Below are 19,794 nucleotides of genomic sequence, written 5' to 3'. Positions count from 1 at the left end.
GGCTGCCCGCTGGCAGCCGGTGCATCTTCTTATTTCGCCGCTGGAAGCTCTACGACGATTTTGCCTGAAATAATATCATCGGCAATGGCTTTCACTTTTGTTACCGTATCTTCGCCAACAAATGGGCTAAGTGCTGATTTGCTGTCTTGTGTAACGAATGTAAGGCCTACACCTTTTTCCTTCAAGCCGTAATCAGTTGCAGTAAAGTCGAATTGGTCATTTGCAAATGCTTTAACCGTTTCGTAGGCTACTGCATCTGTGCCTTTCAATTGGGAAAGGACGATATGCTCAGGATCAAGCTCCGTACGGTCGATATCTTGACCGGAAGCGTACAAGCCTTTTTCCTTCGCTGCTTCAAATACGCCAAGATCGCCAACAGCCGACATGCCCGCTACGAAATCTGCGCCTTGGGAATATTGCAGCAACGCAAGCTCCTTGCCTTTTGCCGAATCGTTGAAATTACCTACATAGTTAACCAAGAATTTTGCATCTGGGTTTGTGCTGTTAAGTCCTTGTTCAAAACCATATGTGTATTTCTTAAGCAGTGGTGTATCCATTGCTACTACTGCGCCAACTACATTCGTTTTAGTGGAGAGGCCAGCAGCTGCGCCTAGCAAGTAAGCAGCTTCCTGCTCACGGAATACGACGCTGCGTACGTTCGGCTGATCCACGACTGTATCGATAATCGCGAATGGCTTGTCCGGATTTTCTGGAGCTACTTTATTAAGGGCATCCTCCGCTTGGAAAGTTGCTGTAATAATCAGATCGTAATTGTCAGCTACCGCTGCGCGCAGGTTTTGCTCGAATGCTGCAGGGTCTGTCGACTCAATCGTTTTTACTTCTACATTAAACTCTTCACCGGCTCTTTTGAAGCCTTCATCCATCGATGCGAAAAACGGGTTAACGCCGATTTGCTCAGGAAGCACGAGCGCTACGCGCTTTTGCTTTGCATTTTCAGGAGAAGCTGTTGCTGTTCCAGCATTTGTAGCCGTGCCAGTATTTGTGCCGGTGCTGCTGTTGTTTGTTCCATTCGAGCCGCAAGCCGCCAGTAAAACGACAACCATCAATATTGAAAATGTTAACGCCAGTGTCTTTTTCATCTGTGTACGTTTCTCTCCCTTAAAATAACTAGTATTTTTCTCTTTATCCTAGTAAGCTTATCGGATTTTGTCAATAGCGAATTTTCGACAAAACTCTTGTTTATTCTACATGATTTTCATGAAAGTTAGTTATAAAAATACGATGTTGACACAAAATTGTAACAATGCTAGTATAATCGTACTATTCCGAGTCATTTAATATGATTTGGAAAATATTATCCAATACCGGAGGGAATTTATGAGTACAAAATATCCTGCACTAACCAGATCCTTATTGTCCGCTTCTCTGGCCCTATCCATTGCTTTATCATCCGCTGTTCCTATTTATGCAGCTGCTTCTACTACAACAGCAACAAGCACAGCAACCACTGCTGCTTCATCAGAAGCCAAGCTGTTCCTTAAAGAAAAGTTTGGCATAGCTTTCACCACCAGCACGATTACAAAAGGACAGTTCATTAAAGCGGTAGCTGATGCGCTTAAGCTGGAGCAGCCGGAAGAGCTTCCTGCCTTCACCGATTTGGCTGAGACCAGCCCTTATTATGCTGCAGCAGCTGCCCTACATAAACAAGGCATTCTTACTTCAACAACCGTAAACGCTGAGCAAAAATTGACAGCAGCTTCCGCTTTGTATATCGCGGTTAAAGCAGCGGGATTGCAGGAGCTTGCCCATACATACCCGCAAGCGAAAATAACAGCTGGTCTGAAGAAGCTGAACATTCCGGCTTCCTCACTAGGAACAGCAGCATCGCAGGAGCTTGCCGCAGCCGTAGATACGGGCTTGCTGCCAGCCTCCCAGTACAATGCAATCAAAGGCAAAGGGCTGACGCCGCAGCTTGCCGAAACGCTAATCGTGCAAATTCTTTCCTTTAAAGGGGAATACAAGCACTTCATCGGAAACATCAACGATAGCACGATTTACGCCCAATTGAATGATGCTTTCAAAACGTCCAATATTATTCAAGCACCAGAGCTGCAAACGATTGTAGATACGGCGCTCAAAAATAATTTGGTAACGGGCTACAACTTGAAGGATGCGCGTTTTGACGCCAACTTCACGCCATCGCTATCCCTTACTTATGGACACAGCGACCTCAAGCATGTCATCCAGCTTATCGGTCTGCTGCGCAGCGAAGGCATTGACGCCAAAGTTCAGCTTGAGCCAAAAACATCCGCCTACGTCTTCATGAAGGAATGGGGCGAGCCGCCAACAAAGGACACTGAAAACTATAAAGTGGTTCAAATCGAGAATGGCAATTATATTACGTATGCGAAGGAATTCGATATCGCCTTTGAATTCAACAATGCAGCGGATAAAGCCCGCTTCCAGCCTATAATTTTGCAATATGCGAAAAAAGACAAAGCCGATCAGCCGGGCCTGATTTATGGCTCATGGTTCCAGCCTCTTTACTATTCTTCAACCAAGCTTGATGAATACGAGGTCATTACGAACAATAAAATTACGGGCACCGGCTATTATTATGCCCAGTCCTTCTCGCTGAATGATCAGTCGAAAAATATCGTAGAGGGCTTCCGCAAGCTCGATCCAGCTGTCAACATTAAATCCTATACGTTCTGGGTAGACAAGCCATTCCATAACTACTTGAATGGCGAAGGTCTATAAGCATAAGGCCAATCTTCTAGTGATAAAAAGGGATTCCTTCGTGAAAACGAAGCGAATCCCTTTTTTTGATGTGAACGTTGTTGAAAATGATCTGCAAGCAGGTGACAGCCCAGCCTTTCGGCGGGTTTTAAGCGTCGCTGCTGTCCTCGCGCTTGCGCTCCAAATTTTCACTCATTCTCGTGAACATGCTCACCGTAATGTCCATATCCTCCAGCGAAAACCCTTCATACAGCCTGAGCATGAGATCTTCGCGGACGCGCATAATGCCATCAACCAACTGCCGTCCTTCATCCGTTATGGTGAGCAGCACAATACGGCGGTCCTCTTCGCTGCGTTCACGGTCAATATAGCCAAAATTAATTAAACGATCGGCGATACCCGTGACCGCACCGCTCGTAATTTGCAGCAATTCCGCCATAACTGACGCTTTCTGCGGCCCATGCTCGGACAAAAGCAAAACCATCTTTGCATCCGTCATGCCCAGCCCTTTCACATTAAAACGATTCCACTCCGCATGGATTAGCCGTCTGAGCTGGCGAAAAGCCTCATCCATCTCGCGCATTTTTTTTATTCTTTTTTCCGAATTTTCCTGTTTCATCTATATCCCTCACGATACTGGATTTCTTCACGGCCTAATGAAAAATTTTTTTCTAGCCATATGAAAACCACGATAATTATACTTTTCCTACTACTATAGCTTGTTTTTCCTTGATAGCCAAGCCAGAAGCCGTTTAAAGCATATAAGTCCATCAACATTACTAGCCAATGCTTGTCCTCTGTGTTAAACTCAAAGGTATCGACTTTTCATACAGGAGGGAATTTTAATGGCACCTAAGAAGATGCGTTCAGACATGATAAAAAAAGGATTTGACCGTGCACCCCACCGCAGTTTGCTGCGTGCAGCGGGAGTAGCGGAGGAAGATTTCGACAAGCCCTTTATTGCTGTTTGTAATTCCTATATTGATATTGTACCTGGTCACGTTCATTTGCAGGAATTCGGCAAGCTGGTTAAACAAGCGATTCGCGATGCTGGCGGCGTTCCTTTTGAATTCAACACGATTGGCGTTGATGATGGAATCGCTATGGGACACATCGGCATGCGCTACTCGCTGGCGAGCCGCGAAATTATTGCCGACTCCGTAGAAACCGTTGTAAATGCGCACTGGTTCGACGGCATGGTCTGCATTCCAAACTGCGACAAAATTACACCGGGCATGATGATGGGCGCGCTTCGCGTCAACATCCCGACGCTGTTCGTCAGCGGCGGACCGATGAAAGCAGGTAAAACATCCGACGGCCGCTCGATCTCGCTCTCCAGCGTTTTTGAAGGCGTTGGCGCTTACCAAGCAGGCATCATCGATGATAAGGGCTTGCTGGAGCTTGAACAGTTCGGCTGTCCGACTTGCGGCTCATGCTCAGGCATGTTCACAGCCAACTCGATGAACTGTCTTGCTGAAGGCCTTGGCCTCGCGCTTCCAGGCAACGGCACGATTCTTGCCGTAGCACCTGAGCGCAGGGAATTTGTTAAGCAATCGGCTACTCAACTGATGAAGCTGATTGAGCTTGGCATCAAGCCTCGCGATATCGTAACGAAAGATACGATCGATAATGCTTTTGCCCTTGATATGGCAATGGGCGGTTCCACAAATACCGTTCTTCATACGCTGGCACTTGCACATGAAGCAGGCATTGACTACCCAATCGAGCGCATCAATGAAATCGCAGAGCGTGTGCCGCATTTGGCTAAAATCGCTCCGGCTTCCGATTACCACATCGAAGATGTGCATCTTGCTGGCGGCGTTAGTGCTGTACTAAATGAAATGTTCAAAAAAGAAGGCACTCTGCATGGCGATTGCATCACTGTAACGGGCAAGACGCTGCGCGAAAACGTAGAGGGCTGTGAAATTCAAAATACCGACGTTATTCGAACCATTGATAATCCGCATAGTGAGCGTGGCGGACTTGCTGTATTGTTCGGCAACCTTGCTCCAGGCGGCGCAATCATCAAAGTCGGCGCGATCGACAAATCGGTTAACGGCTATCATAAAGGTCCTGCTATTTGCTTTGATTCCCAGGATGAAGCTCTTGCTGGCATCGCTAACGGCAAAGTTAAAGAAGGACATGTTGTCATCATTCGTTATGAAGGACCTAAAGGCGGCCCTGGCATGCCAGAAATGCTCGCTCCTACTTCGCAAATCGCTGGCATGGGCCTTGGCGCTAAAGTCGGTCTCGTAACCGATGGCCGCTTCTCCGGCGCATCCCGCGGCATCAGTATCGGCCACGTTTCACCGGAAGCGGCTGAAGGCGGACCAATCGCTTTCGTACAAGACGGCGATATCGTTGAGCTGGATATGAACAACCGTGGCATGAACGTATTGATCAGCGACGAGGAGTTCGAGAAACGCCGTGCTGCATGGCCGGGCTTCGAACCAAAAATCAAACGCGGTTATCTCGCGCGTTATTCCCACCTCGTTACAAACGCCAGCCGTGGCGGCGTAATGAAAATGTAGTTAAAAGCAAGCAGCGCTTCGGCGCTGCTTTTCTTTTTACCCTTATATAAATGAATAACGAAAAAGCACGCTTATCCGCATTAACTGCGAACGAGCATGCTTTTTTTGTATGGTCACGCCGATTTGCCGCTTAAAATGAGCTACTCTAGCTGGCCAGCTTGCAATTAGGAGCTCGACGTCTCGCTTTGGCTCAAAACTCCTGCAAGCACCATCGAGCCTCTAGGCTCTACCCCGTTCGCATCCGGCTCCTGCGTAATAGCAATTTGATCATATTCATCCGGATTAAAGGTAAAATAAAGCGCCCCTACCCCTTCATTCGGCAGAAACGTTCCCGCATTAACCGGCTTGCCATCTTTAAGCAGCCAAACCTGGAACGCTTCATCGCCTTGAAGCTTAGGCAGCTGCTCAACCTGAATGATCAAATGCATCCCTTTGCTGTCGACGCTAATCGTCGCCCGCCCCTCGGCTACAATGCCTGCTTCCGCCGGCTTAAGCGAAACGACACCGTTCACCTGTGAAGCAGCAGTTGGACTTTCCGCCGCCGCAATCTGCTGCAGCTGCTCCAGTTGGCTCGATAAATCAGCCGTTTCATTTCTTAGGTGGTTAACCTGCTGCAATAAAAAGCCCGAAAGAATAACAAACGAAGCCGCGACACCGGTCATAACACGAACAATCCAACGTTTTCGCAATTGTGCCTGTGTTTCCGCTGTATGCTGCTGCGTTTGACCGAGCGACGGTTCATTCTCCGCGACCACTGCTGTTGCCCGCGAAGGGGTAGGGTCTGTCGCTGGCTCAGATTGCAGCACAGCAGCCAGAATACGCTGCTTCATACCGGCTGGGGGTTCTACCGAATCAACTGCAAGGGGCAGACGAGTGATTATAGGCTGCAACTCTTCCAACGTCCTCTTGCATTGCTGGCAATGCGACAAATGATGTTCAAATTGCTGTGCTGCTTTTGCATCGAGGCCACCAATTGCATACATCTCCACGTCATCACAAAGTGAATCATTAGGTTTAATCATTGCCGCACTCCCTCCTTCCATGTATGTTCAAACCGTTTGCGAAGCTGGCGTAGCGCCAGCCTGACTCTGCTTTTAACGGTACCAAGCGGAATTTGATGCTTGTCCGCTACCTCTTGCTGCGTATAGCCCATATAATAGATCCATTCAACAACCTGTTTCTGGTCATCATTCAGCTGTCCAATGGCTTCTTTCATTTTTTCCCCTAGCATGCGGTCCTCAACGACCTGTTCCGTTATAAGCGGATCGACGGTTCGCTCCAGGATCATCTCTCCCTGAACCTGCTGTGGGCGTCTTTCTTGCTTTCTAATCCAATCGATTGCAAGGTTGCGCGCGATTGCAAAAATCCAGGTGCTGATCTTTCCGAATGCCTCCTCGGCTTCAACCCGTGAAGCCGCATTCCATATCCGCACAAACAGCTCTTGCACCACTTCCTCCGACGCCATAGCATCCTTCAACATGCGATAAACGAATGAATAGACGGGACGTTCATAACGATCGTACAACTGCTCAAGCGCGGATGCATCTTGCCTTGCAATCTGTTGAATTAAATATTCATCAGATGTCGGTTCCCCCCATGCTGGGATAGCCTCCTCTATAATTAAGTGGTCGTTACTATACCTACCAACGCAGTCCACCAAACGCACCTTTTTCTCTATTTGAAAACTCCGGCTGCCTGTAAACAGACGCCGGAGCTCAATTATATGGCAGAGGTGCTGCCATCCACAGAAACAGAATCCACTGCTGCAGTTTGCGTCTTATGCAAGTTCGCCTCTTGCCCGGAGCTGACGCGCAGCAGTGCTGCATGCATATTTTGATAAGCTTGCATTTTGCTCATTGGCATGAGCAGCAAACAAGGATCAAGCGCTTTTCTGCGCTGTTTGCTTTTCTTATTTCGTTGCTTCTTCGTCAACACGCGCATGAGCAGCCGCAAATAAATTCGGGTCGTGCGAGCAAATAGACCGTTAGGCAAAGGGAACACCTCAAAGCCAAACCGATCGGCTCCCTGATGAATCATCGTAATGCCATACAGCGCCTTCGCCTCCACTGCCGCTGGATCATGCGCTAATTGGCTGGCAAGCATAGGCAATGCAGCTTCGACTTCTCGCAGCATCCGAATTCCAGCGGCAAGTGGCGTTGCCGCTTCTGCGGCAATGCCAGACAGCTTGCGGTTGTCAAAATGCAGCTCCACAACGCGGTCTCCCTTGTTTAAACGCTGGCCATCTGCAAGCTCAATCGGTTGACCGCTGTAAGCAATCGTACGATAATGGAACGCCGGTGGTGAATCCTCCCCTACCTGCTTAAGCTGAAACAGGAAATGGAATACTCGCTCATACTGCAGCCACAGCGTTATAAGTGATTTTTTCCACCAAGACAGCTGGCGCTCCTTCGCCCGTTCTGTCAGCTTAATCATTTCTTCAATCGCAACAAAACGAAAACCTTGCTTGCGGCCTTCCTGCAAATAAGCTTCAAGGGCGACCAGCATATGAGCAGGAGCCTCGTGATGGGCTCCAGGCGTTTGCCCGCAATCATGGAGCAGCAGCACTTCGCCAGGGCGGAGCTTCTTTAGCATTTTTCGCTTAAGCCGCTCAGCGCCCAGCCTCTTGTTCCAATCGCCGAACATCGACGACCATAATACAATTTGCAAATGTCCAATGCCAGCAAAATCAAACACATTGATAATGCCCCAAGGAGGCCGATAATAATTGGAACGGCTCCCCGTTGCCTCTCGTATTATTTCGCATGTACGCTCGATCTGACGCTTGACGGACCTTGGCCGCATAAACCAATTTGTTCGATGAACAAAATTGTGTATGCCAAGCGTATGACCTTCCTCATGTATTTTGCGTAACAGCTCCGGGTGCGCTTCGCCATGTGCGCCAACAATGAAAAAAGTCGCTTTCGCATCATAGCGAGCCAGCAACTCGAGCAGCTTTGGCGTATAGACAGCATCCGGGCCATCGTCAAAGGTAAGGGCAATTTCCTTCTTTACCAGGCCTTTCTTAAAAACCCGAAATCCGAAAGTACGACTGATAAAAGCAGGGAGGAAAGCGTAGAACGAGAAAAAATAAAGAGTCCAGACAACCAAGTTCTCCATATATGTTTCCCCACCGTTATTAAAATTTTTGCTGCATGGAATCGGCGATAATCCAACAACGATAACTTTAATTGTATCATAAGGCATCAAAAAATAGGCAGCAAAATTAAAATTATAGTACAATCAAAGCGAGATATACGAAATTGGAAAAGAGAGGTTTTCAGTTATGCTACCGTTTTATAAAAAATATTGGCGAACCGCATTCGACATTGCACTAATCGCACTAACGGTTTATTTAATTATGCTTGCCTTTAGTCATTTTTATCGATTGGCTACACCTATCATTTTCTCCTTTGTTATTTTTATGTGCATTGAGCCGCTGGCACGCAGGCTGAACAAGATCGGCATTAAGAAATCCATCGCTTCAGGCATATCGATTTTATTGTTTTCCATTCTTATTCTTTCCGCCTTCTCCGGGCTCGGTTACATTATTTCGAAGCAGGGCTCCGAGTTTCTGGACAAGCTGCCGGAATATGAGACCATTCTCAAGGAACAGGTGGAGCTTCGCACTTCACAGGTGCAAAATAAAATTCAGGCCCTCCCGCCTGAGCTCGTCACGCAAATTACGGAATACATCCAGGGTGCTGCCGAATATGTGCCGAATTTGGTCAAAACGCTGTTTGCCGGAACTGTTGGCTACGTCTCCTCATTTTCCAGCTTTATGTTTAACTTTCTGGTCGGTATTATATTAGCTTATTTCCTTAGTATTGAAATTAATGACTGGAAAAAAACAGCGGCGGATAAAACGCCAAAAACGTTTAAGAAAGCCTTTTTCTTTTTGCGTGAAAATGTATTGAAAGGCATTACCGGCTATCTGAAGGCACAAACCAAGATGATTACGATTACGTTTTTCGTCATCTTCATCGCCCTGCTGCTGCTCGGTGTCAAAAATGCCCTTGTCGTCGCCGTCATCTCCGCTATTTTTGATGTGCTGCCGCTGCTTGGCGTAGGTACAATCTTCATTCCTTGGGTTATTTATTTGTTTATCGTGGGGCACACCTCGCTTGCGGTATGGCTGTCCGTATTGTATCTCGTCGTCGTACTGGCGAGACAGCTGTTGGAGCCAAAAATTACCGGAGATACGCTCGGCGTATCTGCATTTACGATGCTGGCGTTTATGATTATTTCGCTCAAGCTGTTCGGCATTGCTGGTGTCATCTTATCGCCCGTGCTCATTATTTTGCTCAAAACCTTATATGACCAAGGCTTCTTCCATCGCTGGATCAGAGCGCCGCAAGGCGAATTCGACAACCAGGTGCCGCCTCCAGATGCTGGAGGCCCAGGCAGCCCGCCAGTTCCTCCAAGCGTTTAAATTCGCTTTACCGCTTCGCTATAATATCCATGACGCCGCGAAACAGCTTCGTCGCCTGATTGCTTGTACCAGGACTTCGGTTCTCAGCAAGCACGGCGACGGCGTATCGCGGCGTATTTGTCGGTCCGTAGCCGATGAACCACTGGTGGACGCGCTCCTTCCCGCTGAGCAGCGTCTGTGCCGTACCGGACTTCCCGGCAACGGGCCATAGACCATCGCGAATAGAGCGGCCCGTTCCACGCTCAGTGACCGCCTTCATCCCTTCCAGCAGCATGCCTGCGGTTCTCGGATGTATCTGCGTCCCTGCCTGCTTGGCCTGCAGGGGCTTCAGCTCCACCATCAGCTGCCCGTTCGCATAACGGATTTCACTCACGATTCGCGGCTCCAGCCGCTGACCGCCATGCAAAATCGTCACGACCAAATTCGCCGCCTGCAGCGGCGTCATCCTGACATCCCGTTGGCCGATACCGCTTTGAGCCATAATGCCCCCGTCTACGTCAAGGGTAGGCTTGTCCTGCAATTGCTGCCAAATGCTCGCAGCAAATAACTGTCCGCCTTCCTCCTCGCCAAGCAGCCGCAAACGCCCGGCAAACGGGCCAAATGCTGATTCGGCATGCCAGCCAGCCGGTGCACCAATGCCAAGCGCCGCCGCGGTCTGATACAGCTCATAGCCGCTCAGCCGCTCAGCAAGCGTTGCAAACACGATGTTGCAGGACTGGGCTAATCCTTCCTCAAGCGTCAAGCTTCCGTGGCCGTCTTGCTTCCAGCACGTTAAACCATATTTTCCATACTTCCCGCTGCATGTGAACACTTCTTTTTCGTCGACAACACCAGCCTCAAGCGCCGCCGCTTCCGTTACGAGCTTAAAAATCGAACCCGGAGCAACCGCTTGGAGCGCATGATTCGACCAATCGGTTGCCTCATTGCGATCCAGCTGCTGCGGGTTCATCTGCGGCCGAGATACCATGCTGACGATATCTGCATTTTGCGCATCCAGCACGACGATCGCTCCTGCTTTCAAGCCATTTGCATCCGCATAAAGCTCAAGCTGCTGCTGGAGCTTTAAATCCAGCGTCGTCTTTACCTTCAGTGGATAATATTCGCTATCCGGCTGAAAAACCCGCAGACCCAGCCCCTGCAGCGGATGGCGCTTTCCATCGAGAAAAAAAGATACCGACGTGGGTCCGTTGCCTCTGAGCAGCGTATCCAGCGATTTTTCAAGTCCAGCCCCACCGATTTCATCTGTCAGCTTGCGCTTGCCTGACGCCAGATCCGCCCCATAGGCCTGCTCCAGCCATTCCGGGTGCTGGCTTATAAAGCCAATAGCTTGTCTGGCATTAAACTGCGGCAAATACCGATTGTGATAAGGGAGCACCTTGGCTCCATTAATATGGAGCTGCGAAAGTCCAGCCAGTTGGCTCGCGGACAAGCTCAAAGGCGCTTTCTGTCCGTCCTCCCGCCAAAAATCGGCACCCTTCAGCGTATCCCATTTTTTCACTAATTGTTCGTAGGACACATGCAATAGCTTCGCCAGCTTGCGCAGCTCTGCCGCATCTCCCCGGGCCTTGCTCTCCACTGGAAACAACGCCAATGCAGAATAGCTTTCCCCTGTAATGGCGCTTCCATAACGATCAATAAAATCGCCGCGTCCTGAATCGAGCACCAAATTTCGCTGCCGCTGAATGGCTGCCTTATGCTTCCAGTCGGTATGCTGGCCAATTGTCTGTACAGCGGGCTGCGCCACGCTTGGCACCAATTGCAGCGTCGCCAACCGGATCAAATAACCTGCCATTATAACCGTTAAAAATATTGCTACAATTGCTGCACGTCGCCTGACCATTACCGCAGCCCCCTTTTCCTTTCAGTATGGCCTTAATACCAACGCATAATCAGCATCTCCCATTCCTTAAGCCCTTCTGCCCCTGCTCCAGCTGCCAAAAAAATAGTTCAGTTTCATTTAAGGTAGCCCAAGTATGATAGCCATCAAGAACTTACAAGAAGAGGTGATGCTTCTATTATGAAGACGCACAAGAAGGCAACCAAAAAGAAGAAACGGATATGGCTGATTGCAACGATCGTAACGCTCTTAGGCCTTGGCTCATTGACATATGGTCTCGCAGACCGTTATTTGATCAAGCACGTTGAAGTCGTCGTAACAGACAATACAGCCGCATCCACCAGCTCAAACGAAACGGCCGCAACTACTGATGTTCAAGCCACTTCAGATGACTGGAATTACACCAGTGACGATATCCAAATCAAAATCAACCAAGTGCAGACCGGCTCTGGCTCAGACCTGATTACGTATTATGTCGCAGATGTCACCGTTAAAGCTGCCAGCAGTCTGCGCTCCGCATTCGCCGATAACAGCTTTGGAACGAATATTGTGGAGGATACATCGGTCATCGCTTCCAGCAATCATGCTATTTTTGCAATCAACGGCGATTATTATGGCTTCCGTGACGACGGAGTTATTATTCGCAACGGCACCGTATATCGCGATGAACCGGTGCGGGATGCGCTGGCACTGCTGGATGACGGAACGATCCAAACCTATGACGAAACAGAAACTTCTTCCTCTGACCTGCTTGCAGAAGGTGTCATCAATACGCTGTCATTCGGGCCGATCCTGATTCAAGATGGCAAAATCACTAGTGATTTCAGCAATGTTAAAATCGATACCAATTTTGGCAACCGCTCCATTCAAAATGCGAATCCAAGAACTGCGATCGGCATGATTGCCCCGAACCATTATGTGTTTGTCGTAGTAGACGGGCGGAAGGAAGGATACAGCCGCGGAATGACACTGACCGAGCTTGCTGACGTCATGGCGGGTCTTGGAGCTACAGAAGCGTACAACTTAGATGGCGGCGGTTCATCGACGATGTATTTTATGGGCAGAGTTGTCAATAATCCGCTTGGCAAAAACCAGGAGCGTGGCGTCAGCGACATCCTTTACATTGGAGAGGAGTAATCATTATGACTATATTAATTCCGTCCTACGAGCCTGATCATCGGCTGCTTGATTTGATCCAGCAGCTGCATGCGTTCCAGCTTGAGCCCATCGTCATTGTCGATGACGGGAGCGGACCCAGCTACCGCGAAATTTTCGAAGCGGCTGAAGCGTCCGGCTGTACCGTTATAACCCACGAGGTCAACCTCGGGAAAGGACGCGCCTTGAAAACAGGGTTCGGCTATATCCAAGAAGCCGGTTTGCCGGGCCATGTCGTCTGTGCGGATAGTGATGGGCAGCATTTGCCCCATGACATTAAGCGGATTTTCGAAAAGCTGCTCAGCCAGACAACGCCAGGCATTGTGCTGGGCAGCCGTCGTTTCAGCGGAACCATTCCACTGCGCAGCCGCTTTGGCAACTCGGTCACTCGGTCAGTCTTCTCCCTCACTACGGGCACTAAAATTTATGATACGCAAACCGGCTTGCGCGGCTTTTCACTTGCAATGCTGGACTGGCTATGCCAGATTCCCGGCGAACGGTTCGAATATGAAATGAACATGCTGCTGACCGCCCATCGGGATGGATATAAAATTACCGAGGAATTTATCGACACCGTATATTTGGATCATAATAAATCCTCCCATTTTCGTCCGCTGATCGACTCTTTCCGCATTTATTTGCCGATTATAATGTTCAGCACGTCATCCCTGCTGTCGGCGCTGCTAGACTTCACGCTATTATTTCTTATTCAAAGTATTAGCCACAATCTATTCTTATCTGTCGTTGCAGCAAGATTATGCAGCTCCATCTTCAACTATACAATGAACCGAAAGTACGTGTTCACGGGCGGCAAAGTATCCAAGCTCCATCAGTCGCTGCCTAAATATTTTTCGCTGGTCATCCTTGTGCTGCTCTTAAATTATGGCTTGCTATATTTTTATAATGAAACGCTGATTATTCCCCTTGTTATCGCCAAACTGCTGACCGAGGCCTCTATTTTCCTTTTCAGTTATTGGGCCCAGCGCAAATATGTGTATTAGGGTGAAAACGGGCTTCCCTGCATGAAAAGCTTGGCTTCCGATCGCCATTACCCCTCGCATTTCTTCAAATAAGCCTCTATATGTAGAAATGCAAGGGCAAAAACGTACGCTTACGCTTCTCCAGCACAACCTTTTCATTCCGTTTCGCATTTTTCACCATGGTTCAAGGTGAAACGGCTGCCGCCGTCCTTTGACAGTGCGGCGCGTTTCATTCCGAGAAATATAAGCTTATTTATACGTGTGAAACTTATAAATTCTTATATTTTAAAAAAAGCCGTTTGAACGGGAAAGCACCCCGTTCAAACGGCTTAATATACAGCTTGCTATTCGATTTTGAATTTCGCGAGCGAATCTTTCAGCTCGCGCGATACGCTGCCCAGCTCTTCCGACAAGCTGACGAGACCGTCACTAATGCTAAGCTGCTCGCTGCTGAGGGAAGCTACCTCTTCCGATGTCGCCGAAGACTGCTCTGCTACTGCGCTGACATTCGTCATCGCCTCGGACAATACCTCCTGCGACTTGTCCAGCTCCCCGATGGAGTCCGTTACTGAATCCAGCTTGTGTACAAACTGCACCATCTGCTCCTGTACACCTACGAAAATATCTGTCGCTTGCTTCACAGAAACGATTTGCTCCTGGAATAAAGGATAGGCATCCGACAATACGCTAACCGTATTGTCAATTTCCTCTTGGATTTTTTCCGTGATTTGTCCTACGACATCAATCGATTGACGGGATTGATCAGCCAGCTTGCGGATTTCATCAGCTACAACCATAAAGCCTTTGCCCGCTGCGCCTGCCCGCGCCGCTTCAATCGCCGCATTCAAGGACAAAATATTTGTTTGCTTCGTCAAATTGTTCAATACATCCAAAATTTTAACGATAGAGCCTGTGCTGTCTTTAAGGCTGTCTACCTTCTCCACCATAGAGCGGGTCATTTGCTCGGTCTGTCCAGTCTTATGGCTCAGCTCGCCCATGTAGGCCGCTCCGCGCTCACTCGCCTTCTCTACCTCACCAGCTGCACGCACAATTTCCGCATTCGCCTGCTTCACCGTTTCCATCTGCGTCGAAATATTGCCGCTCAAATCGCTGCCGCGCTCTGCCTCAACAGCAAGGCTTGAAGCGCCATTTGCGATTTCTTCGGTTGCGACTGATATTTCCCGTGAAGAGATCGCGGTCTTCCGTGATACATCCGTCAGCTCGCCTGCCGTATGCAGCACAGTATCCGCAGATTGCGTAGCCTGCTTCGCCAAATTGGTAATTTGCGTCATCATATCGTTGAAGCTGTCACTCAGCTCGCCGATTTCATCGGAACGTTTGCGAATAGCAGAACGAACCGTCAAATTGCCCCGTTGTCCCTCGTTCATCAAATTGCGCAAGTTCGTTAGTGGCTGTGCAATCGTTTTAATTACGAGGAAGCCAATCGCAATCGCAAGGAATACAGCTACAATTGCAGTAATAATGGTCATATTGCGAATGACTTTTGCATCCTCTACCAACGTATCTACCGGAATGAGGCCCAGCAGCTTCCAATCAACGGAATCAAATGTTTTATAGACTGTCAGCATGGATTCGCCATCGCTAGTATTCAGTTTTTTCGAGCCTTCTATTGCAGCGTCGCCTTCCGTTGGAAGAGCTACTGGAGCCGGCTGACCAATGAGTTCATTATTAGGAGCCGCAATATAGTTATTTTGACCATCTACAATTGAAAGCTCGCTGCCAGGTCCCAAGGATACTTCTTTGAATCTTTCCTGAATACTTGCCAAATTAATTTCAATCAGCAGCATATAGGAAACTTCATTAAGCGTGCTATCCTTCAAAAGACGGCTGATGCCAACCGTTGGCGCTCCGTTCGCACCGCCAAAGCCTTTCGGCTGAGTCGCAATCCATAGCGCCTTGCCGTTCGATTCCTGCACCTTGCCGAACCATTCTTCCTTCTTCATCGCATCGGAAGCAACAGAAGATGCATTTCCTGCTGTTACGACTGGCAGCTTGTCATCCAACGGCAGCAAATAGAGTGCCTTAATGCTAGCATTTCCAAGCACGTAATCCTGCATTTTGTTCGACAGCTCACGGCTTGCTTCAAACCGGGTATAATCGTCCTCGCCATCACGCATTTTACCAATCAACGTATGTAAGTCTTTGTTAATCAAAATTTGCATCGTCATTTCTTCATAGTTGTCCAAAATAATGTTCAAGTTCGTCGTTACCTGGCTGACGGTCTGAAAGCTAGCCCCGGAAACTTTGCGCTCGACAATCGTTTTCGTTTGGGAATATGCAATTAGTCCTACTGCCAGAACGCAGGCTACGATGCTGGCAAATATAATTAAAAACAGCTTCGTACCTACCGATTTATTAACCTGGTTCAGCTTCATTTCCTTGGACAGCGATAAAAGCTGCTTGGATGAGCTTTTCCCGTATTTGCCTGTCTTAGAGATGATTTTTTTCATAATCGGTTTAGAGCCGCTCCAAAATCCAGAAAGGGCTTTCATAGATTTTCCTGATTCTGCTTTTTCCCTCGTAATTTTCTTCGACTGAGTTTTGTCCTCATTTTTTTTCAATGATGACACCGCCTTTTTTATTTGTTACGGACTAGGTCTCTAGAAGCGTTCAATATGTTGTCAATGAATCCTTGTGCTCTCTTTTCTTATGTAGCCCCTAATTCTATATATCGGTTTTCATCTCACAAATAATTAATAAATAATAAAAAAAACACTATTTTCAAAAATCGAAAACAGTGTCCTGGTCCTAGTTATTTTTTTATCATTAGTTTACGCAGCATATCCATCGGTTCAACAGGTGCCAGCGTCTTGATGTGGATGCGCTGAAGCGGGTGTCTTGCGGCATCCAGCTCCTGCCCCTTGTCATCGGTCATCTGCGTAATCGTCTGTTTGAAGAAGCGTCCGCCGGGTCCTACAAACTCAACTTCCTGTCCCAGTTTGAAGTGATTCCGCTGCTCTACAACCGCAACTCCAGTCTCTTCGTTGTATTCCAGAACAACCCCTGCAAAATCATAAGGAGCTGGCTTATCTTCCGGCTCATAAATATGATCCTCTGCACCCGGTGTATCGAGAAAAAATCCTGTGTTAAGCGGACGATTCGCCGCTTTGAAAATTTCATCCAGCCATTCCTGCTTCAGCACGAAATTTTCCGGGTCCTCAAAATAGGAGTCAATCGCTTGACGATACACATTCACAACCGTAGCAACATAGTGAATGCTCTTCATGCGACCTTCAATCTTGAAGCTGTCTACGCCAACATCAATCAGCTCCGGCAAATATTCTATCATGCACAGGTCTTTAGAACCCATTGTGAATTGATCTTCGCCTTCGGAATACATTGGCACATCATCAACGAACAAATCGTATTTCCAGCGGCATGACTGCGAGCAGCCCCCACGGTTGGAGTCCCGATCGGTAAAGTGATTGCTCAGTACACATCGGCCGGAAAAGGAAGAACACATCGCGCCATGAATAAAAGCTTCAATTTCGATATCGACATGCTTTTTAATTTCTGCGATTTCTTCAAAGCTCGTTTCTCTGGCAAGAACGACGCGCGGCAGTCCTTCTTCCTTCCAAAACTGTACCGCCTGCCAGTTGAGCGTGGATTGCTGAGTGCTCAGATGCGCTTCCAGCTTAGGGGCTACTCGCGCAGCCGTCTCAATAATAATCGGATCAGCTACAATGATCGCTGAAATGCCGACTTCCTCCAGATTGCGCAAATATTGTTCAAGCCCGCCGATATCCTCATTATGCGCGTAAATATTCGTAGCAACGAACACCTTTGCGCCATAGCGATTGGCAAACTCAACGCCTTCCCGCATTTCCTCAAAGCTGAAATTACCTGCGTTGGAACGAAGGCCGTATTTTTGTCCGCCAATGTATACAGCGTCAGCGCCATAATGAATGGCGAATTTCAGCTTTTCCAAATTGCCTGCCGGGGCAAGCAGCTCAGGACGATCGAGCCTATGGCGCTTCCCCTGATAGCGGGTTTTCACCGGGCTCGTTGCCCCTGAATATGTTGTTTCTGCGACTGTCATAGCAGCTGCACCTCCTGCTCAATTCCTCAATACACCTGTTCTTTATAAAAGAAACCAAAGCTCAGCTCACGCTGCGGATCTTGCGCTTCTTTAATCGGATCCAGCCACTCATCCTCAAAACGGTAGCCTTCCGGATCAGCCATATAAGCATCAATAACGTCGCGATATGCCCGAACTACGATTTCGTTATATTCCACCGACTTAAGCAGCCCTTCAATCTTCAAGCTCTCCACGCCGATTTCCATCAGCTCATGCAAGTTTTCCAGCATGCAAATATCATCCGAGCTCAAAATATGCGTGCCATTGGCATCCTCATATATAGGGAAACGCTCGTCTTTACGCTCGGCTTCCATCACGTAAAGCCCCTGCTCCTTGCTGGCGCTGCCAAGCTTGCCGGAGTCATCCTGATGATCCAAATAGCTGTTCACGAGCGAGCGCTTGGAATGATAAATATTCGTCAAGCCATGAACCTGCACCTCGATTGGCATTGTCGAGTTTTCTTTGATTTCAATAACCTGCTCCATATTCAGCTCACGGGCTAGCACAAACCGCGTAGCGCCGCGCTTTCTCCAATATTCAGCAGTCGCATAGTTCGTTGACGTCATCTCGGCATTCCAATGCAGCGGCATGTTAGGAGCAGCAGTCCGCGCAGCCATCAATACAGCGGGGTCACCGAACATAATGCCGTTTACTCCGGCTTCGGCCAGTGCCTGCAAATAGCCAGGCAACGATTCAACGACATGATTGTGAATCAAATTATTGACAGATACATAAATGTTAACTCCATGAGGCGCCGCCAGCTTCACCGCTTGCTTGATCATTTCCAGATCAAATTGTCCAGCAAGGCGCATGCCGTAACGTGCTTCTCCAATCAGGAAAGCATCAGCTCCGGCAGCAATCAGACGCTCCAGCTCCTCTAAGGATGAAGCTGTCGTTAATAATTCAGGCTTTACCGCCATGTTCCTTACACTCCTTACTTAGACTGCGCAGTCTTGTTGCTGTTGGCAATATTATTGTTATGCTCGCTAAAGGTTTTAGCAAACAGATGCTGTCCGGTTCCATCTTTCTTGGTTACATAGAAAAAATATTCCGTTTCCTGCGGATAAAGCGCCGCTTTAATCGAGCTAAGGCTTGGGGCCGCAATCGGTCCCGGCGGGAGCCCATCTACCAAATAGGTGTTATAAGGGCTGTCAACTTTGAGATCCTTATTATATAAGCGTTCCTTCGGCTTATCGAGTGCGTATTGCACCGTTGCATCTATTTGAAGCTTCATTGGCTTGTTCAGGCGATTATAAATAACGCTCGCAACGATTGGACGCTCCTCGTCAACGACCACCTCGCGCTCGACCAGAGATGCAATCGTAAGCAGCTGATGAATCGTCAGCTTGCGTTTCTCCAGCTGAATCGTCCAATCATTCGGAAGCTGGTCAAGCTTGACATCAAGCTCGGAAATCATACGGTTCAATATTTCCTGCTCCGTGCTGCCCTTCTTCATTTCGTACGTTTCTGGAAACAAATAACCTTCCAGCCGGTGGTGCAGCTTGGCGTCAGCTGAAATTTCATTGACCGCCTCCGCATTCGTCCACGTTTGCTGCTTATCGGCCAGCTCCAAAAATTTATCCTTGTCGATCAGCTTCTCTTCCGCCAGCTTATCGGCAATTTGCAGCACCGTAAGCCCCTCTGGAATCGTAAACCGGATCGTCTCCTGCTTGACGGTGCTGCCGCTGTTCAGCATAGCGATGACATCTGCCTTATCCATGCCGGGATTCATCGAATAGGTGCCTGCTTGGAATTTGCCGCCTTCTTTCTCCAGCTTCAAATAATACTTAAAGATTAGGGCATTTTTAATAATCCCTTCCTCCTGAAGCACATCGGAAATTTGGCTCGCTGAGGCGTTGTTCGGAATGACAATCTGCTTGGCCTCTGCCGTCTTAGTTGGCTCTAATTGAAGCCACAAATAAATAAATGCGCCGCCCACCACTGTAGTGATAACGCCTAAAATGCTTAAAAATACGTAAAAAGCGATACGAACCTTGCTAGGCCTAGATGACTGCCTCTTTGCGTTGTCCAACCTGCTTTCCTCCTAATTCCCCAATACGTCG

At 48.4% G+C, this 19,794-nt stretch carries 15 protein-coding genes; 5 read left to right on the top strand and 10 right to left on the bottom strand.

Features of this window, described 5'->3' with window-relative positions:
• Nucleotides 1-29: 29 nt before the first annotated feature.
• Nucleotides 30-1,100 carry a BMP family lipoprotein gene (locus AC50X8_RS29760; protein WP_494883164.1) on the bottom strand — a complete coding sequence of 357 codons (1,071 nt, stop codon included), beginning with the start codon at nucleotides 1,098-1,100 and terminating at the stop codon, nucleotides 30-32.
• A 238-nt stretch (nucleotides 1,101-1,338) separates the two neighbouring features.
• Between AC50X8_RS29760 and AC50X8_RS29755 the strand changes: the two genes are divergently transcribed.
• Nucleotides 1,339-2,721 (top strand): hypothetical protein, encoded by a 1,383-nt coding sequence (locus AC50X8_RS29755; RefSeq protein ID WP_056040060.1) that lies wholly within the window; start codon nucleotides 1,339-1,341, stop codon nucleotides 2,719-2,721.
• 127 nt (nucleotides 2,722-2,848) lie between these two features.
• Here AC50X8_RS29755 and AC50X8_RS29750 read toward each other — a convergent pair whose 3' ends face one another.
• Nucleotides 2,849-3,319 (bottom strand): MarR family winged helix-turn-helix transcriptional regulator, encoded by a 471-nt coding sequence (locus AC50X8_RS29750; RefSeq protein ID WP_099521220.1) that lies wholly within the window; start codon nucleotides 3,317-3,319, stop codon nucleotides 2,849-2,851.
• Nucleotides 3,320-3,545: 226 nt separating this feature from the next.
• On the opposite strand from AC50X8_RS29750, the gene ilvD reads away from it, so the two are divergent.
• Entirely contained in the window at nucleotides 3,546-5,231 is a 1,686-nt protein-coding gene (ilvD, locus tag AC50X8_RS29745) for a dihydroxy-acid dehydratase (protein ID WP_056040057.1), read from the top strand.
• Nucleotides 5,232-5,395: 164 nt separating this feature from the next.
• On the opposite strand, the gene AC50X8_RS29740 is transcribed toward ilvD, so the two are convergent.
• The 3 genes from AC50X8_RS29740 to AC50X8_RS29730 all read right to left on the bottom strand — a co-directional run bounded on the left by AC50X8_RS29740 (nucleotide 5,396) and on the right by AC50X8_RS29730 (nucleotide 8,348).
• Nucleotides 5,396-6,253, bottom strand: a complete 858-nt coding sequence (locus AC50X8_RS29740) for an anti-sigma factor domain-containing protein (RefSeq protein ID WP_494883161.1) — start codon at nucleotides 6,251-6,253, stop codon at nucleotides 5,396-5,398.
• Complete coding sequence (locus AC50X8_RS29735) at nucleotides 6,250-6,888, bottom strand: RNA polymerase sigma factor (protein WP_494883159.1); 639 nt, start codon at nucleotides 6,886-6,888, stop codon at nucleotides 6,250-6,252. The genes AC50X8_RS29740 and AC50X8_RS29735 overlap by 4 nt, the downstream gene beginning before the upstream one ends.
• A gap of 62 nt (nucleotides 6,889-6,950) precedes the next feature.
• Complete coding sequence (locus AC50X8_RS29730; protein WP_494865671.1) at nucleotides 6,951-8,348, bottom strand: polysaccharide deacetylase family protein; 1,398 nt, start codon at nucleotides 8,346-8,348, stop codon at nucleotides 6,951-6,953.
• 166 nt (nucleotides 8,349-8,514) lie between these two features.
• Between AC50X8_RS29730 and ytvI the strand changes: the two genes are divergently transcribed.
• Nucleotides 8,515-9,660, top strand: a complete 1,146-nt coding sequence (gene ytvI / locus AC50X8_RS29725; protein ID WP_056040055.1) for a sporulation integral membrane protein YtvI — start codon at nucleotides 8,515-8,517, stop codon at nucleotides 9,658-9,660.
• A gap of 7 nt (nucleotides 9,661-9,667) precedes the next feature.
• Here the strand turns inward: ytvI and AC50X8_RS29720 are convergent, their stop codons facing one another.
• Nucleotides 9,668-11,500 (bottom strand): peptidoglycan D,D-transpeptidase FtsI family protein, encoded by a 1,833-nt coding sequence (locus tag AC50X8_RS29720; RefSeq protein WP_494883157.1) that lies wholly within the window; start codon nucleotides 11,498-11,500, stop codon nucleotides 9,668-9,670.
• Nucleotides 11,501-11,677: 177 nt separating this feature from the next.
• Here AC50X8_RS29720 and AC50X8_RS29715 point away from each other — a divergent pair, with 177 nt between their 5' ends.
• Both AC50X8_RS29715 and AC50X8_RS29710 read left to right on the top strand, forming a co-directional pair.
• Nucleotides 11,678-12,634, top strand: coding sequence for a phosphodiester glycosidase family protein (locus tag AC50X8_RS29715; RefSeq protein WP_056040051.1), 957 nt, complete (start codon nucleotides 11,678-11,680; stop codon nucleotides 12,632-12,634).
• 5 nt (nucleotides 12,635-12,639) lie between these two features.
• Nucleotides 12,640-13,653 (top strand): GtrA family protein, encoded by a 1,014-nt coding sequence (locus tag AC50X8_RS29710; protein ID WP_056040044.1) that lies wholly within the window; start codon nucleotides 12,640-12,642, stop codon nucleotides 13,651-13,653.
• A gap of 323 nt (nucleotides 13,654-13,976) precedes the next feature.
• On the opposite strand, the gene AC50X8_RS29705 is transcribed toward AC50X8_RS29710, so the two are convergent.
• The 4 genes from AC50X8_RS29705 to mltG all read right to left on the bottom strand — a co-directional run bounded on the left by AC50X8_RS29705 (nucleotide 13,977) and on the right by mltG (nucleotide 19,763).
• The gene (locus AC50X8_RS29705; protein ID WP_200931662.1) at nucleotides 13,977-16,028 is read right to left on the bottom strand and encodes a methyl-accepting chemotaxis protein; all 2,052 of its coding nucleotides are present in this window, start codon (nucleotides 16,026-16,028) and stop codon (nucleotides 13,977-13,979) included.
• Nucleotides 16,029-16,405: 377 nt separating this feature from the next.
• A complete protein-coding gene (locus AC50X8_RS29700) occupies nucleotides 16,406-17,692 on the bottom strand; it encodes a peptidase U32 family protein (RefSeq protein WP_056040043.1) in 1,287 nt (428 codons plus the stop codon).
• Between the two features lie 26 nt (nucleotides 17,693-17,718).
• Complete coding sequence (locus AC50X8_RS29695) at nucleotides 17,719-18,651, bottom strand: peptidase U32 family protein (protein WP_056040040.1); 933 nt, start codon at nucleotides 18,649-18,651, stop codon at nucleotides 17,719-17,721.
• Nucleotides 18,652-18,665: 14 nt separating this feature from the next.
• Nucleotides 18,666-19,763 carry an endolytic transglycosylase MltG gene (gene mltG / locus AC50X8_RS29690; protein ID WP_081418980.1) on the bottom strand — a complete coding sequence of 366 codons (1,098 nt, stop codon included), beginning with the start codon at nucleotides 19,761-19,763 and terminating at the stop codon, nucleotides 18,666-18,668.
• Nucleotides 19,764-19,794: the final 31 nt, after the last annotated feature.

Source organism: Paenibacillus sp. JT22N15 (assembly GCF_059383755.1).
Note: the sequence above shows the minus strand (reverse complement) of the source record. Positions and strands in the feature narration are given on the sequence as shown.